Origin of the sequence: Microbispora bryophytorum, from assembly GCF_043197435.1 — a bacterium.
GTDB lineage: Bacteria > Actinomycetota > Actinomycetes > Streptosporangiales > Streptosporangiaceae > Microbispora > Microbispora bryophytorum.
Genome location: NZ_JBICTF010000009.1, coordinates 209,099 through 224,955, shown reverse-complemented (window position 1 = coordinate 224,955; position 15,857 = coordinate 209,099). Strand labels below are relative to the sequence as shown.

The window sequence follows — 15,857 nt, the reverse complement described above, 5'->3', positions numbered from 1 at the left end:
GCGGCGGTGAGACGGAGCCTGGCCCTGGTGGCGGTGGCCGTGACGGCGATGGTCGCGCTGGCCTTCCTCATCCCGCTGGCCGTGGCGGTCAAGGAGATCGCCGAGAGCCGCGCGCTCGCCGACGCCGAGCGCCAGGCCGCCACGATCGTGCCCGCCCTCGTGGTGACCGACGACGTGGCCGCGCTGGAGCGTGCGCTGGCCAGCACCCCGGCGGGCAGCTCCCGCCTGGCCGTCCACCTCTCCGGCGGGCGTACGGCGGGTCGCTCCCGGGTCACGCCCGCCGACGTCGCGGGCGCGGCCGAAAGCGCCAGGACCGTGCCGGTCGGCAAGGGATACGTGCTGCTCAGGCCGGTCGCGCTGGGCGGCGGGCGGCGGGCCGTCATCGAGGTGTACGCGCCCGCGGCGGACGCGAGGAAGGGCGTGTCCACCTCCTGGGCCGTGCTGACCGGCGTCGCGGTCACCCTGGTGGTGGGATCGGTGGTGGTGGCCGACCGGCTCGGGGCCAGGGTGGTCCGGTCGGCCCGCAGGCTCGGGCAGGCGGCGGCGGCCCTGGGGGCGGGCGACCTGACGGTGCGCATCGTCCCCGACGGCCCGCCCGAGCTGGTGGCGGCCGGGCGCGCGTTCAACGCGATGGCCGATCAGGTGGCGGGACTGCTCGCGGCCGAGCGCGAGCTCGCCGCCGACCTGTCGCACCGGCTGCGCACCCCGCTCACCGCGCTGCGGCTCAACCTCGGCGGCAGCGGCCCCGAGGCCGAGCAGCGCGGGCTCGCCATCGACCGGCTCGAACAGGCCGTGGACGAGATCATCGAAGCCGCGAGGCGGCCGTCCCGGGCCGTGCCGGCGGGCTGCGACGCCGCGCTCGTGCTGCGGGAACGGCTCGCCTTCTGGTCGGCGCTGGCCGAGGACCAGGCGCGGCCCTGGCAGCTCGTCGGCGCGGACGAGCCCAGCCCGGTGCCGGTCGCCGCGGCCGACCTGGGCGCGGTGGTCGACGCGTTGCTCGGCAACGTCTTCCGCCACACGCCGCAGGGCACGGCCTTCCGCGTCACCCTGCATCGGGGGAGCGGCATGGTGGGCGTCCTCGTCGCGGACGCGGGCCCGGGCATCCCCGATCCGGAGAGGGCGCTGCGGCGGGGCAACAGCGGGGCCGGCTCGACCGGGCTCGGCCTCGACATCGCCCGGCGCCTGGCCGAGTCGACGGGTGGCGGGGTGCGCATCGAGCCCTCGGCGCTCGGAGGGACCGGCGTCAACCTGTGGCTGCACACCGACGGCCGGGCGGCCGGCCCGCGTCGCCGTCTGCTGCGGCGTACCCGCGCCCGCGGCTCGCGCCACTGACCCTCGCTGCCACTGTCGCTGCCCCTGTCGCTGCCACTGTGCCGCCCTGCTCAAGGGCGTGTGATCACCCGTTCTTCAGGGCTTCCGCGAGGGTGTCGCGCAGCGGCGTCGTCGGCCGGCCGATGAGGCGGGACAGGTCGCCGGGGGTGTCGCCGAGCCAGCCGTCGGCGATGCCGGCGTCGACCTGGGCGAACAGGGCCGCGACCGGTTCGGGCAGGCCGTTCGCCTCCAGTGCCTTGGCGTACTCCGCGACGGGCAGGTCCCGATACTCGACCGGAGCGCCGGACAGTTCGGACACCACGGCGGCCAGCTCAGGCATGCTCCAGGCGACGTCGCCCGTCAGCTCGTACGCCGCGTTCCGGTGCCCTTCACCCGCCAGGACGGCGGCCGCGGCGGCGGCGAAGTCGGCGCGCGCCGCCGAGGCGACGCGGCCGTCGCGGGCGCTGCCCAGGATGACGCCGCTCTGCGCGCCCTGCCGGGCCGCCGCGATGTAGTTCTCGTGGTACCAGCCGTTCCGCAGGAAAGTGAAGGCAAGCCCGCTCGCGCGGATGTACTCCTCGGTCGCCTGGTGGTCGGGCGCGAGGCCCAGCGGAGTGGTGTCGGCGCGCGGGATGCTCGTGTAGGCGAGCAGCTCGACGCCGGCAGCCCGGGCGGCGTCCACCACGGCCCTGTGCTGGTCGACCCGCCGGCCGGGCTCGCTGCCGGAGACGAGCAGGACCCTGCTGGCGCCCTCGAACGCCGGTCCCAGCGTGGCGGGACGGTCGTAGTCGGCCTCGCGCACCTGGATGCCGCGCTGGGCCAGGTCGGCCGCCTTCTCCGGGCTGCGCACCGCCGCGACGACCCGCGAGGCGGGCACACGGCCGGCGAGATCCTCGACGACCAGCCTGCCGAGGTGCCCGGTGGCTCCTGTCACGACAATCATGGTCTCTCCTCCACAGTGCTTTCCTTTGGTTAGTGCTTTCTATCAGAAAGTACCTCAAGAGTCGTAAGCTGACGGTCATGGAGGAGTTCGAGGGGTTCGTCGCCGACGTCTTCTCACGGAAGTGCACCTCGCGCACCGTGCTGGAGACCGTCACCGGCCGGTGGGCGATCCTGGCGCTCGCGGCCCTGTACGAGGCGCCCTACCGCTTCAACGCCCTGCGCCGCCGCGTGGACGGGGTGAGCGAGAAGATGCTGTCCCAGACCCTCCAGGCACTGGAACGCGACGGCATGGTGCTGCGGGAGGCCGAGCACACGATCCCGCCCCGGGTCGAATACAGCCTCACCCCGCTCGGCCGCGAGGCCGCCGAGCGCCTGCTTCCCCTCCTCGCCTGGGCGGAGGAGCGCATGCCCGAGGTCGTCGCCGCCCGGGAGCGCCACGAGGGACGCTGACCCCCGGCACGCCCGCGCCGAGTTCGGAACACGACCGTCCGCCGAGCCAGGGGCATGGACGCACAGTGACGGGCCGGATGGGCCCCCGCGCCCGTTCACGGCGAGTCGGTCCAGGTCACCGGTGCTTTGCCGGTTGATGGGCGGTTCAACCCGTTGCCATACACGCAGTTAACGTGGCGGGACTGTCGAAGCCTTTTCTGGGCAGGCACGATGTCTTGTGAACGACACTCAGCACCACGATCTCGCACGCGGAGTTCCGGGAAGGGTACAGACCGTGGGCGAGCGCGACCATAGAGCCGGTGGGCTCCGGGACCTTCCCGGCGCGACCGCCGAGCCGGAGGGCGAGGAGGTCCAGTGAGGGAGATCTGGCCGGGGGATTCCTATCCGCTCGGGGCGACGTACGACGGAGCGGGCACCAACTTCGCCCTGTTCTCCGAGGTGGCCGAGCGCGTCGAGCTGTGCCTGTTCGACGACGACGGCAACGAGGAGCGCGTCTCGCTGAGCGAGGTGGACGGCTTCGTCTGGCACTGCTACCTGCCCGGGGTGGGGCCGGGCCAGCGGTACGGCTACCGCGTCCACGGGCCCTACTCGCCCGGCGACGGCCAGCGCTGCAACCCCAGCAAACTGCTGCTCGACCCGTACGCCAAGGCGGTGGAGGGCTCGGTGCAGTGGGACCAGGCGGTGTACGGCTACCGTTTCGGCGAGCCGGACAGCCGCGACGACAGCGACTCGGCGCCGTACGTGCCGAGGTCGGTCGTCGTCAACCCGTTCTTCGGATGGGGACACGACCGTCCGCCGGCCACGCCCTACCACGACACGGTGCTCTATGAGGCGCACGTGCGCGGCCTCACGATCAGCCACCCGAAGATCCCCGAGCGGATCCGGGGCACGTACGCCGCCCTGGGGCACCCCGAGATCATCGACCACCTCACCTCGCTCGGCGTCACCGCGATCGAGCTCATGCCGGTCCACCAGTTCGTGACCGACCACATGCTGGAGAAGCGGGGGCTGTCCAACTACTGGGGCTACAACACGATCGGCTTCTTCGCGCCGCACAACGCGTACTCCAGCTCGGGGCAGCGCGGCGGGCAGGTGCTGGAGTTCAAGGCGATGGTGAAGGCGCTGCACGAGGCGGGCATCGAGGTGATCCTCGACGTCGTCTACAACCACACGTCGGAGGGCAACCACCTGGGCCCCACCCTGTCCATGCGGGGCATCGACAACGCCAACTACTACCGGCTGGTCGAGGACGACCGGCGCTACTACATGGACACCACCGGCACCGGCAACAGCCTGCTGATGCGCAGCCCGCACGCACTTCAGCTGATCATGGACTCGCTGCGCTACTGGGTGCGCGACATGCACGTGGACGGCTTCCGCTTCGACCTCGCGGCCTCCCTCGCCCGTGAGCTGCACGAGGTCGACCGGCTGAGCGCGTTCTTCGACCTCGTCCAGCAGGACCCGGTGCTGTCGCAGGTCAAGCTCATCGCCGAGCCGTGGGACGTCGGGCCCGGCGGCTACCAGGTCGGCAACTTCCCGGCCCGCTGGACCGAGTGGAACGGCCGCTACCGCGACACGATCCGCGACCTGTGGCGGGGCGAGCCCGCCGCGCTGCCGGAGTTCGCCAGCCGCCTCACCGGGTCGAGCGACCTCTACCAGGACGACAGCCGCCGACCGGCCGCGTCGATCAACTTCGTCACCTGCCACGACGGTTTCACGCTGCAGGACCTCGTGTCGTACAACGACAAGCACAACGAGGCCAACGGCGAGGACAACCGTGACGGCGCGGACGATAACCGCTCCTGGAACTGCGGGGTGGAGGGCCCGGCCACCGGCCCGGTCTCCCAGCTCCGCGAACGGCAGAAGCGCAACTTCCTGGCCACGCTGTTCCTGTCGCAGGGCGTGCCCATGCTGTCGCACGGCGACGAGATCGGCCGCACCCAGCAGGGCAACAACAACTCCTACTGCCAGGACAACGAGATCAGCTGGGTCGACTGGGGCGCGATCCTGGAGGCCAACGCGAGGGATGAGGCGGGCACCAGGGAGAAGCGCCAGCTCCTCGACTTCACCCGGCGCCTGGCCCGGCTGCGCCGCGACCACCCGGTCTTCCGCCGCCGCCGCTTCTTCTACGGCCGGCCCGTACGCGGGTCGCACGACGAGCTGAGCGACATCGCCTGGCTCACGCCGTCCGGCACGGAGATGGCCGACGCCGACTGGACGAACGGCTACGCCAAGGCGCTGGCGGTGTTCCTGAACGGCGACGCCATCACCGAGCCCGACCGGCGTGGCCGGCGGATCGGCGACGACTCGTTCCTGCTGCTGTTCAACGCCCACCATGAGGTCATCAAGTTCACGATCCCCGACGACTACGGCGAGCTGTGGGCGACCGAGCTGGACACGGCGATGCCGGTGCTGAGCGAGTCGCGCGTGTGCCGGGCCGGTGAGGCCGTGCCCGTGAGCGGCAGGTCGGTGCGGGTGCTGCGCAGGGTCCGGCCCGTGCCGGGGTCCTGACCGGCGCCGATGCCCGAATAGAGTGCGCTTCGGCGTTAGTCCTCGTCGCGCCGGGCAGGAGGGGAGCCGGTTCTGTGCTCCTCCTGCCCGGCGCGGTGCTGGCAGGGGCGCGCCCGTGATGTGCACTATGGACACGACCTCCGGAAACGCGCTGCGAAAGGCGGATCGGTGACTTCTACCTATCGGGTGCAGTTGACGCCTGACTTCGGATTCGCCCAGGCCGCGAGCCTCGTCGGATATCTCCGCGACCTGGGGGTGGGCCACCTCTACCTGTCGCCGATCCTCCAGGCCTGCCCGGAGTCCCAGCACGGCTACGACGTGACCGACCACGGCCGCGTACGCGAGGAGTTCGGCGGCGAGGAGGGCGTTCGGGCGCTGGCGGCGAAGGGGATGCCGCTGATCTGCGACATCGTGCCCAACCACATGACCGTCCCGGTGCCGGAGTCGGACAACGCCCAGCTGTGGGCGGCGCTGCGGGACGGCCCGGGGTCGCCGGCCTCCCGGTGGTTCGACTTCCAGTGGCCCGTCACCCTGCCGCTGCTCGGCGACGACGCCGACGGGGCGCTCCGCGTGGACGACGGCGTCGACGGCAGGGTGCTGCGCTACCACGACCACGCGTTCCCGATCAGGCCCGGCACCGAGCACCTGCCGTTGCCGGAACTGCTGGAGGCCCAGCACTACCGGCTGGCCCACTGGCGCGAGAGCCCCGGATATCGGCGGTTCTTCGACGTGTCGTCGCTGATGGGCCTGAGAGTGGAGGATCCCGAGGTCTTCGAGGCCACCCACGCCGTCACCTTCCGCCTCATCGAGGAGGGGGTGATCCACGGGCTGCGCGTCGACCACCCGGACGGCCTGGCCGACCCCCGCGGCTACCTCCGGCGGCTGCGCCCGCACGTGCCCGGCCCGCTGTGGGTGGAGAAGATCCTCATCGACGGGGAGCGGCTGCCCGCCGACTGGCCGTGCGACGGCACCACCGGATACGACGCGCTCAACATGATCACCCGGCTGTTCGTCGACCCGGCCGGCCGCGACGCGCTGATCGAGACATTCGGCAGGCACACCGGCGTCCGCGACGACTACGAGACCGTGCGGCACGACGCCAAGAAGCACGTCATCGACCTGTTCTTCGGGGGAGAGGTCGACCGGCTGACCGACGATCTCGGCGATCCGGAGCTGCGGGAGGCCGTCGTGGAGCTGCTGGCCGCGATGCCCGTCTACCGGGCGTACGTGAACCCGGGTGAGCAGCCGTCCGCCGGCTCCGAGGCGATCGTCCAGGAGGCGGCCGGGCTGGCCGCCACCCGGACCGACCCCGGCGCGGTGGCCAAGGCCGCCAAGCTCGTCCTGTACGGCACGCCCGAGGCGATCACCCGCTTCCAGCAGACCTGTGGGCCGGTGATGGCCAAGGGCGTGGAGGACACCGCGCTCTACCGGTGGTATCCACTGGCCTGCCTCAACGAGGTGGGCGGGGAGCCCGACAGGTTCGGGGTGTCGCCCGCCGAGTTCCACGCGTTCTGCGCGGGGCTGCCGCCGCGGACGATGACCACGCTGTCCACCCACGACACCAAGCGGTCGGAGGACGTGCGCGCCCGTCTCGCGGTGCTGTCGGAGCTGCCCGAGGAGTGGGCGATGGCCGTCGACTCCTGGGCCGCGGCCGTGTCGTTCGACCCCAAGCTCGACTACCTCGCCTGGCAGTCGCTGATGGCGGCCTGGCCGATCCCCCTCGACCGCTTCACCGACTACCTGCTCAAGGCGGCGCGCGAGGCCAAGACGTCGATCTCCTGGCTGAACCCCGACCCGGCGTACGAGGACGGGATCAGGGACTTCGCCCGGCGGGCCATCGAGGCGTGCGGTTACTCGGTCGCCTCGTTCACCGAGGTCGTGGACCGGTATGCCCGGGTCAACTCGCTGGGGCAGAAGGCCGTCCAGCTCCTCATGCCGGGCATTCCGGACGTCTATCAGGGCAACGAGATCACCGACTTCTCGCTGGTCGACCCGGACAACCGCCGGCCGGTGGACTTCGAGCGGCGCCGCCGGCTGCTGGCCGAGCCCGACGACGGCTGGGACGGCCAGAAGATCCGCGTCACCGCCGCCGCGCTCGGGCTGCGGCAGCGGCTCGAGCCCGAGGCGCCGTACGCGCCGATCGAGGCGGGGGAGCACGCGGTCGCGTTCACGCGGGGCGTTCCCGGGCGGGGCACGGCCGCCGTCGTGGTCGCGACCCGGTTGCCGGTCGGGCTGGAGCGCAGGGGCGGATGGGGGAGCGACACGATCACGCTGCCGCAGGGGCGCTGGCGCGACCTGCTCAGCGGCGCCGAGCACGCGGGTGAGGTGCGGATGGCCGACCTGCTGTCCGCGTGCCCGGTCGCGATTCTCGAAGGCTGACGGCTTCGTCCTCTAGGGGGATATGCGCATGTTCGAGGTGTGGGCGCCGGAGGCGGCGCGGGTCGAGGTCGAGCACGGGGGCGCCCGGCACGAGATGACGCGGGGCGAGGGCGGCCGGTGGACCGCCCCCGGCGACGAGCACGACCTCGACTACGCCTTCTTCGTGGACGGCGACGGGCCGTTCCCCGACCCCCGGACGCGGCGGCAGCCGTACGGGGTGAACGGCCCGAGCCGCGTCTACCACCACGACAGGTTCGCCTGGACGGACCAGGGCTGGCACGGCCGCGACCTGCGCGGCGGGGTGATCTACGAGCTGCACGTCGGCACGTTCTCGCCCGAGGGCACCTTCCGGGGGGTGGCCGACCGGTTGGAGCACCTGGTGGATCTCGGGGTCGACTTCGTCGAGATCATGCCGGTGCCGCCCGTGCCGGGAAAGCGCAACTGGGGCTACGACGGCGTGGAGCTCTACGCGGTCTTCGAGGAGTACGGCGGGCCGGACGGGCTCAAGGACCTGGTGGACGCCTGCCACCGCGCCGGTCTCGGCGTGATCCTCGACGTCGTCTACAACCACCTCGGTCCTTCGGGCAATTACCTGGCGAAGTTCGGGCCCTACTTCCACGACGCGAAGGGGTCCTACTGGGGCGACGCGGTCAACCTGGACGGGCCCGGCTCGGACGGGGTGCGGCGCTACTTCATCGACAACGCCCTGCAGTGGCTGCGCGACTACCACATCGACGGGCTGCGCCTCGACGCCGTGCACGCCCTGCACGACAAGCGCGCCGTCCACTTCCTGGAGGAGCTGTCGGCCGAGGTCGACGCGCTGTCCACCGCGGTCGGCCGGCCACTGACGCTCATCGCCGAGTCGGACCTCAACGACCCCCGCATGGTCACCCCGCGCGAGGCCGGCGGACTCGGCATGCACGCGAGCTGGAACGACGACGTCCACCACGCCATCCATGCGAACGTCACGGGGGAGAGCAACGCCTACTACGGCGACTTCGCCACCCTGTCGTCCCTGGCCAAGGTGCTGACGTCCGGCTACTTCCACGACGGCGCCTACTCGTCGTTCCGGGGGCGCTCCCACGGCCGGCCGGCGACCGGGATACCCGGGCACCGGTTCGTCTGCTGCGCGCAGAACCACGACCAGATCGGCAACCGGCCCGAAGGCGACCGCATGCGGCCCGAGCAGCTCCGCCTCGCCTCGGGGCTGCTGCTGACCTCTCCGTTCACCCCGATGCTGTTCATGGGCGAGGAGTGGGGGGCGACCACGCCGTTCTACTTCTTCACCGACCACTTCGAGCCGCACCTGGCCGAGGGCGAGGGCGAACGGCGCAGGAAGGAGTTCGAGGGCTTCGGCTACGACTGGAAGGCCCCCGAACCGGGCGAGGAGACGACCTTCCTGAGCTCCAAGCTCGACTGGGAGGAGACGGCCAAGGACGAGCACGCCTCGCTGCTGGGCTGGTATCGCGACCTCATCGCCCTGCGCCGGTCGCGCCCCGACCTCACCGATCCGCGCCTGGACCGGGTGCGGGCCGAGGTGGACGAGGACCGGCGCGTCGTGGTGATCGAGCGCGGATCGCTGCGGATCGCCGCCAACTTCGCCGAAGGCCCGGTGCCCGTACGGCTGGCCGCGTCGCGGATCCTGCTCGCCTCCGACGAGTCCGCCCGCCTTTCCGGCGACGTGCTCGACCTGCCGGGCCGCTCCCTGGCCATCGCGGAGGTCTGACGGAGCGACGAGCTGGCATCCGCACAATCGGTGCCATAGGCTGGTTCGTGCAGGGAGTCTGCATGAAAACGCAGATGACATGTGGGAACCAGGCATCGATGGGGAGGTCGTGGTGCTGCTCCGCTTTCGGGTGGCCAATCACCGATCCATCCGGGATGAGCAGGAGCTGTCGCTCATCGCCACGGAGTTCGACGAGGGGACGGCGCGGTCGACCGGCCTCCGCCATCGGGGGCGTGATGTCCTGGCGCAGCCCGTGGTGGGCGTTTTCGGGGCCAATGCCTCCGGCAAGTCCAACCTGCTCAGCGCGCTTCTGGCCATGAGAGAGGCGGTACGGAACTCATTCGCCGACTGGGCGAAGTCGCCGGAGGCGGTGCCCCGGGAGCCGTTCAAACTCGACGCCGAGTCCCGCGAAAACACCACCCTCTTCGAAGTCGACCTCGTGCTTGGGCGGGAGCCAGTCCGTTATACCTACGGCTTCGAGTTGTCGGATGAGCGCGTGGAGGCGGAATGGTTGCATGCCTACCCTCACGGCCGCCGGAACGTCTGGTTCGATCGTGAGGCGGCTCGGCCCGGAGCGGAAGGCGGGGAGTTCGTCTTCAAGGGAGAGGGTTTCAAGGGTGAACGCGATGCCCTGGTGAAGTTCACCCGGCCCAACGCGCTGTTCCTGTCCACCGGTGTCACGTTCAACGATCCTCAGTTGTCCGCGATCCACCGGTGGTTTCTGCGCGACCTGCGTGCTGTCTGGCCGGGAAGAATCAGCAAGTCCCGGTCGAACTCGACACGCCATCTGCTGACGCATCCGGAGCTCACGGATCACTACCACGCACGGATCACCGATCTCCTGCAGTCGGCCGATCTGGGAATCACCAGGCTTGACACGGACCCGGATACCGGGGAGATCAGACTCTGGCACCGTACGTCAAACGGTGGCGAGGCTCCTCTGGACTTCTACTCGGAAGAATCCTTGGGCACGCATGCCTGGTTCGTCTTCCTTGGCCCCATGCTTACCGTTCTGGATCAGGGTTCGGTTCTTGTGGTCGACGAACTGGATTCGAGTCTGCACCCCACACTCGCGGCGGAAGTCGTGCGCGTCTTCCAAGATCCAGATGCCAATCCCCGTGGCGCGCAATTGCTTTTCACGACGCACGACGCGACCCTACTCGGCGGTGCGGTCCTCGACCGTCCGCTCGGTCGGGACCAGGTGTGGATCACCACAAAGAAGCACTCGGGGGAGACCGAGCTGTACCCGTTGAGCGAGGCGAAGCCGCGCAAGGAGGAGAACCTCGAGCGTGGTTATCTCCGTGGCCGTTACGGTGGGATTCCGCGTGTGACGGCGGGTGAGATCGTTCGTGAGGTTGCCCGGCAGGAGGCGAAGGCGACAGCGTGAGCAGGCGCACCGAGGGCGGCAAGGAGCAGAGCGTACGGAGGAGACGCGGGCGGCTGGACGACGAGCGCCCGCTCACGCGCAGGCCCGAGTCGCGTAGGCGGGAAGTGCGTGTGCTGTACGTGGCATGCGAGGGCGAATCGACAGAACCGGACTATTTGCAGTATCTGAACGAACAGTTCGGCGACGGCGACGGCCGGGAACGGCAGCCGTTTCGTATTCAGCCGGTCTATCGAAAGAACGGGATGACCCCGTCCCAGGTCGTTGAAGCAGCCAGAGCAGCGGCGGGCCCCTTTCGTGATTACGACAAGAGAGGCGACAAAAGCATCAAGGGCCCTCGGCGTGACGCCCTGAAAGGGTTGGAGCACAAGGCGGTGGCCCGTGCTCGCAGCCTCATCGCCTCCTGCCCCCAGGGGGAGTGCGCTCCCGCCCGGACAGAGCCGGATCGTGCCGGTCGCGATGCCCAACCGCTCCCGTCCAATCAGTGGGCCGCTCGCTCAGGACACGCCCAGGACTGTCCGATCCTGCGCCGCGATCCGTCCACCGACGTGTGGTGTCTGCTGGTCGCACTGGGAATCGTCTGAGACGTGGTTCGGTGGGGCAAGGCGCACGCCGACGAGCCGGATGCTCCTCTCCCCAGCACGCATGGGTCAGGCTCTGTCGAGGATGAGGTCGGCGGCGTGCCAGGCCATCGCCATGATGGGGCCGTTCAGGTTGCCGGAGATCATGCTGGGCAGCACCGAGCAGTCGACGATCCGCAGGTTGTCGAGACCGCGCACGCGCAGCCGCGCGTCGACCACGTCGTCGTCGCCCGGGCCCATGGCGCAGGTGCCCATGGCGTGGTAGCCGCAGTAGCCGCCGCCCAGCGCCGCGTCGATGATCTCCTCGTCCGAGCCGACCCCCGGACCGGGGAACGTCTCCGACGCCAGCCGTCCCGCAATCGGCTCCTGGGCGAAGTATTCGCGCATCCGGCGGAACAGGTCGACGCCGACGCGCCGGTCGTGCTCCGTACCGAAGTAGTCAGGCTCGATGCGAAGCGGCGCGCCGGGGTCGGCGGAGGTGATGGCCACGCTGCCCTCCGAGGTCGGGCGGAGGATCTCGGCGACGACCGAGACCCCGGGCTGCCGCTCGACGGCGACCGTCTCGCCCGCACGGTACGTCGCCACCGACCACGGCCCCATCAGCAGTTGGGCGTCCGGCCGGTCCAGCTCGGGCCGGGTCTTGAGGAAGGCGATCACGTCGTAGGCCGGCGCGGCGAGCGGACCCCCGCGGTTCATCAGGTAGCGCAGCGCGGTGACGCCCTGCCGCAGCGGCGTGGACAGCATGCGGTTGTAGCCGAGGTCCTCCTTCAGCCGGAACTTCAGCGCCAGGCACCGGTGCTCGCGCATGCGGGCGCCGACCATCGGCCGGTCCAGCCGGACCTCCACACCGGCCGCCCGCAGCACCTGCGCGGGGCCGATGCCGGACGACTGCAGCAGCTTCACCGTGCCCAGGCTGCCCAGGGACAGGACGACCTCCCGGGTGGCGCGATATTCGACGGTGGCGCCGCCGGCGTCCCGGGCGGTGACCCCGACGACCTTGTCGCCGTCGAACAGCAGCCCGGTCACCGTCGTCCCGGTCACGACGGTGAGATTGCTCCGATGGCGCACGGGGTGCAGGAAGGCCCGGGCCGCGCTGAACCGCCGCCCGTCCTTGATGGTCGCCATCGCGTGGCCGACACGTTCGTCGTCGGACTCGTTGACGTCCGGCATCGCGGTCAGGCCGAGCGCGGCCCCGGATGCGATCATCTCGTCGCAGAGGGGATCGGGGTCGCGCGGAGGGGACACGTGCAGCGGCCCGTCCGCCCCGCGGGTCGCGGTGGCGCCCAGGGCGTTGTCCTCCATCGCCCGGAAGATCGGCAGAATCGTGTCCCAGCCCCAGCCGGGGTTGCCGAGTCGCAGGAGTTCGTCGTAGTCGGCGCGGTGGCCGCGGTTGTAGACCATGCCGTTGATGGAGCTCGACCCGCCGAGGACCCGGCCGCGCGGCCATATCTCGGCCTGCCCGTCGGGACCGAACGGCTGTGTCCGGTAGTGCCAGACCTTCCGCGGATCGTCGAAGAGCTTTCCGAATCCCTTGGGCACGTGGTAGAGCGGGTGGCGGTCGGCGCCGCCCGCCTCGACGAGCAGGACGCGGACGGCCGGATCCTCCGACAGCCGGTTGGCCAGGACGCATCCGGCCGACCCGGCTCCGATCACCAAATAGTCGATCATTCCCTCATGGTGCCCCCGGCTCCGCGGCGAGCGGTAGGCCTCAGGCGGCCTGGGGGACGGGCAGTTCGAAGGTGACGGTGTCGGGGACCGCGGTGTAGAGCCGCCAGCTCAGGCAGGTGCGCTGGGAGACGACGGTGACGTGCAGGCCGCAGCCCGCCAGCCAGAGGGCCAGGTCGGCGAAGTAGCCGTCGCCCGAGCCGATCACCGCCCGCTCGAACCGCAGGTCCACCCGGGTCGTGCGGGCCGCCTCGTCGAGGGCGTGGTCGGCGCCGTCCGGCCCCGAACGGGCCAGCAACTGCACCCCCCGCAGCGCGATCCCCACGGAGACGAGCGCGTTGTGGTTGACCGCCACGATGAACTGGTCCAGCGGCCCGACCGGCACCCTGTGCTGGTAGGCGCCCATCACCCGCCGTACGTCGTGGGTGGTCGGAAGGGGGGATCCGGTCAGGTTCTCGATGTCCAGGAGGTGGATCGCGCGGCCGCGGCGAAGTGACCTGAGGCGAGTGATGGGAGTGCTCACGATCCTTGCTCCCTTCCACGATGACTTATGGCGTCCATTAGAGCATGTGTTGACACAATCAACCAGCCCTTGGTGCGACGTTGCCCATGTCCGGGGCATCGGATATGGTCCGGTCTGATCGGAGAACTGGCGGAAGGCGGAGCGGCGTGCGGCGAGACGTACACGTCACCGCGGCGGACATCGCCCGCCTGGCCGGCGTGGGACGTGCGGCGGTCAGCAACTGGCGGCGCAGGCACGACGACTTTCCCGAGCCCGTGGGAGGCACGTCCACCAGCCCGGCGTTCTCCCTCGCGGAGATCCGGGAGTGGCTGCGCGGCCACGCCGAGGGCAGGGACCTCCCTCCGGACGAGTGGCTCTGGCAGGACCTGCGCACCACCGTCGACGACGACGACCTCGCCGACCTGATCGCCGACCTCGGGGCCTTCCTCGTGTACGTGCGGCATGAGGCGGACGACTGGCGCAGGCTCTCGGCCGGGACCGACGAGGAGGTGGCGCGGGGACTTCCGGCCCGGGTGCGCGCGACGTGCGCGAAGACTGTCAGCGCGGAGGCGTTTCCCGAGTCCGTGCCGGTGACCAGGGTGCCGCTGGTCCGCTCCATCGCCCGGCTGGCCGCCGAACGCGGCGTCCGCGACACCTTCGAGTTCCTGCGTGAGCGGTACTTCGAGGTGCACACCCGGCGCGTCTACTCCACTCCCGCCGAGATCGTCACGCTCACGCTCGACCTCGTGGGCGACGGGTTCGGCTCCGTGCTCGACCCGGCCTGCGGCTCGGGCCGCATGCTCGGCCGCGCGCTTGAGCGCGCGCCCGGGGCCCGGCTGCTCGGCCAGGACGTCGATCCGGTGGCCGCCCGGCTCACCGCCGTACGGCTCGCGCTGCGCTGCGACAACGCGCGGATCAGGCCGGGAGACTCCCTGCGCGCGGACGCCTTCCCCGGCGAGCTGGCGGACGCCGTGGTGTGCAACCCCCCCTTCAACGACCGGAACTGGGGCTACGCGGAGCTGACGGCCGACCCCCGGTGGGAGTACGGCCTGCCGCCGCGCGTGGAGCCCGAGCTGGCCTGGGTGCAGCACGCGCTCGCCCACCTCGCGCCGGGAGGCGTGGCCGTGCTCCTCATGCCCCCGGCCGTCGCCAGCCGCAGATCGGGCCGCCGGATCAGGTCCCAGCTGCTGCGGCGCGGTGCGTTGCGCGCGGTCATCGCGCTTCCGCAGGGCGCGGTGCCCAACGTGGCGGTCGGCCTGACGTTGTGGATCCTGTGCCAGCCGTCCGAAGGCGGCACGCCGAGCCATGTGCTGATGGTCGACACCTCCGGCAGGCCGGACGACTACGCCGGGGTGGCCGTCGGGGCGTGGCGGGAGTTCGGCGCGGGGCGCGAGCTGGACGAGCCCGGCGTCAGCAGGTCGGTCCCGCTCGTCGATCTGCTCGACGAGGACGTGGACCTCACCCCCGCCCGCTACCTGTCCACGGGGGCCGACGACCTGTCGCCGGAGCGGATCGCCGGCGCCCGGTCCCGGCTCGCCGAGCTGTTGGAGACCGTCGGCGGGCTGCTGCCGTCCGTCGCGGCTGCGCCGGCGGACGAGCTCGCCCTGGTCCCGCTGCCCGAGCTGGTGCGGCGCGGCATGCTCGCCGTGGAGCAGCAGACGCCGGCCCGGCCGGGACAGGAGGCTCCTCGGGGGATGCCCGTCCTCACCGTCGAGGACGTGCTCGACGACCGGGACGCGACGGGATCCTCCGAGCACGCCGGGGCGAGACCGATCGTCACGCGGCCCGGCGACGTCGTGGTGCCGCAGGTCGTGACCGCCCCGGTCGCGCAGGTGCTGACGAAGGGCGGCGCCCTGCTCGGCCCCTACCTCTCCCTGCTGCGGCCCGATCCCGAGGTGCTCGACCCCGACTTCCTCGCGGGTTTCCTCTGCGCGTCCGCCAACGTCCGCCACTACACCGCCATGTCCTCGCGCTATCGGGTGGACGTACGGCGTGCGGAGTTGCCGGTGCTGCCGATGGAGGACCAACGCAGATACGGCGAGGTGTTCCGGCGCCTGGCCGGTTTCCGGTCGGCCCTGCGCGAGGCGGCGGCGCTCGGTGAGGACCTGTCCAGGCTGGTGGCCGACGGCCTCACCCACGGCGCCGTACGGCCGCACGAGCACGGCCGCCGGCCGTACAGCTGATGGACCTCGGCGCCCCTCCTCCGTCAGCCGGAGCCGGTCGGCGGAGATGCCGAACATCTCGTGGGCGACGCCGAAGGCGAGATCGTCGACCAGCCGGCGCTTCTATGGGCGCTGCACGATGGCGTGGGTGAGCCGCCGGGCCGCCTGCGGGCTCCTCATGATGCGCTCGGCGATCTCCCGCGCGCGGCCATGAGGGCCAGGGAGCTGGGCGTGGGGCCGAACG

11 protein-coding genes are annotated in these 15,857 nt (G+C 71.2%); 8 read left to right on the top strand and 3 right to left on the bottom strand.

The window, feature by feature from the left end; all coding sequences use genetic code 11:
• The first annotated feature begins 6 nt into the window (after positions 1-6).
• Entirely contained in the window at positions 7-1,332 is a 1,326-nt protein-coding gene (locus ACGFIB_RS28415) for a sensor histidine kinase (RefSeq protein ID WP_393376194.1), read from the top strand.
• A 64-nt stretch (positions 1,333-1,396) separates the two neighbouring features.
• On the opposite strand, the gene ACGFIB_RS28410 is transcribed toward ACGFIB_RS28415, so the two are convergent.
• Positions 1,397-2,254 (bottom strand): SDR family oxidoreductase, encoded by an 858-nt coding sequence (locus tag ACGFIB_RS28410; RefSeq protein ID WP_393376192.1) that lies wholly within the window; start codon positions 2,252-2,254, stop codon positions 1,397-1,399.
• A 77-nt stretch (positions 2,255-2,331) separates the two neighbouring features.
• On the opposite strand from ACGFIB_RS28410, the gene ACGFIB_RS28405 reads away from it, so the two are divergent.
• The 6 genes from ACGFIB_RS28405 (at position 2,332) to ACGFIB_RS28380 (ending at position 11,287) form a co-directional block, all read left to right on the top strand.
• The gene (locus ACGFIB_RS28405; RefSeq protein WP_142571581.1) at positions 2,332-2,703 is read left to right on the top strand and encodes a winged helix-turn-helix transcriptional regulator; all 372 of its coding nucleotides are present in this window, start codon (positions 2,332-2,334) and stop codon (positions 2,701-2,703) included.
• Between the two features lie 354 nt (positions 2,704-3,057).
• The gene (glgX, locus tag ACGFIB_RS28400) at positions 3,058-5,214 is read left to right on the top strand and encodes a glycogen debranching protein GlgX (protein ID WP_357244551.1); all 2,157 of its coding nucleotides are present in this window, start codon (positions 3,058-3,060) and stop codon (positions 5,212-5,214) included.
• Positions 5,215-5,382: 168 nt separating this feature from the next.
• A complete protein-coding gene (gene treY, locus ACGFIB_RS28395; RefSeq protein WP_393376190.1) occupies positions 5,383-7,593 on the top strand; it encodes a malto-oligosyltrehalose synthase in 2,211 nt (736 codons plus the stop codon).
• A gap of 28 nt (positions 7,594-7,621) precedes the next feature.
• On the top strand, positions 7,622-9,319 hold the full coding sequence (treZ, locus tag ACGFIB_RS28390; protein WP_357244557.1) for a malto-oligosyltrehalose trehalohydrolase: 1,698 nt from the start codon (positions 7,622-7,624) through the stop codon (positions 9,317-9,319).
• 109 nt (positions 9,320-9,428) lie between these two features.
• The gene (locus ACGFIB_RS28385) at positions 9,429-10,706 is read left to right on the top strand and encodes an AAA family ATPase (protein WP_393376188.1); all 1,278 of its coding nucleotides are present in this window, start codon (positions 9,429-9,431) and stop codon (positions 10,704-10,706) included.
• Positions 10,703-11,287, top strand: coding sequence for a hypothetical protein (locus ACGFIB_RS28380; RefSeq protein WP_393376187.1), 585 nt, complete (start codon positions 10,703-10,705; stop codon positions 11,285-11,287). Before ACGFIB_RS28385 ends, ACGFIB_RS28380 begins: the two co-directional genes overlap by 4 nt.
• Before the next feature lie 66 nt (positions 11,288-11,353).
• Here ACGFIB_RS28380 and ACGFIB_RS28375 read toward each other — a convergent pair whose 3' ends face one another.
• Positions 11,354-12,952, bottom strand: a complete 1,599-nt coding sequence (locus ACGFIB_RS28375; protein ID WP_393376186.1) for a GMC family oxidoreductase — start codon at positions 12,950-12,952, stop codon at positions 11,354-11,356.
• A 40-nt stretch (positions 12,953-12,992) separates the two neighbouring features.
• A complete protein-coding gene (locus ACGFIB_RS28370; protein WP_142571576.1) occupies positions 12,993-13,472 on the bottom strand; it encodes a hypothetical protein in 480 nt (159 codons plus the stop codon).
• A 146-nt stretch (positions 13,473-13,618) separates the two neighbouring features.
• Here ACGFIB_RS28370 and ACGFIB_RS28365 point away from each other — a divergent pair, with 146 nt between their 5' ends.
• Positions 13,619-15,634: an N-6 DNA methylase gene (locus ACGFIB_RS28365; protein WP_393376184.1), complete on the top strand. Its 2,016-nt coding sequence runs from the start codon at positions 13,619-13,621 to the stop codon at positions 15,632-15,634.
• The last annotated feature ends 223 nt before the right edge of the window (positions 15,635-15,857 follow it).

Excerpts from the sequence above, each read along its gene's own strand:
- ACGFIB_RS28375 (WP_393376186.1), bottom strand. The coding sequence starts at position 12,952 with ATGATCGACTATTTGGTGATCGGAGCCGGGTCGGCCGGATGCGTCCTG.
- ACGFIB_RS28410 (WP_393376192.1), bottom strand. The coding sequence starts at position 2,254 with ATGATTGTCGTGACAGGAGCCACCGGGCACCTCGGCAGGCTGGTCGTC.
- treZ (WP_357244557.1), top strand. The coding sequence starts at position 7,622 with ATGTTCGAGGTGTGGGCGCCGGAGGCGGCGCGGGTCGAGGTCGAGCAC.
- ACGFIB_RS28405 (WP_142571581.1), top strand. The coding sequence starts at position 2,332 with ATGGAGGAGTTCGAGGGGTTCGTCGCCGACGTCTTCTCACGGAAGTGC.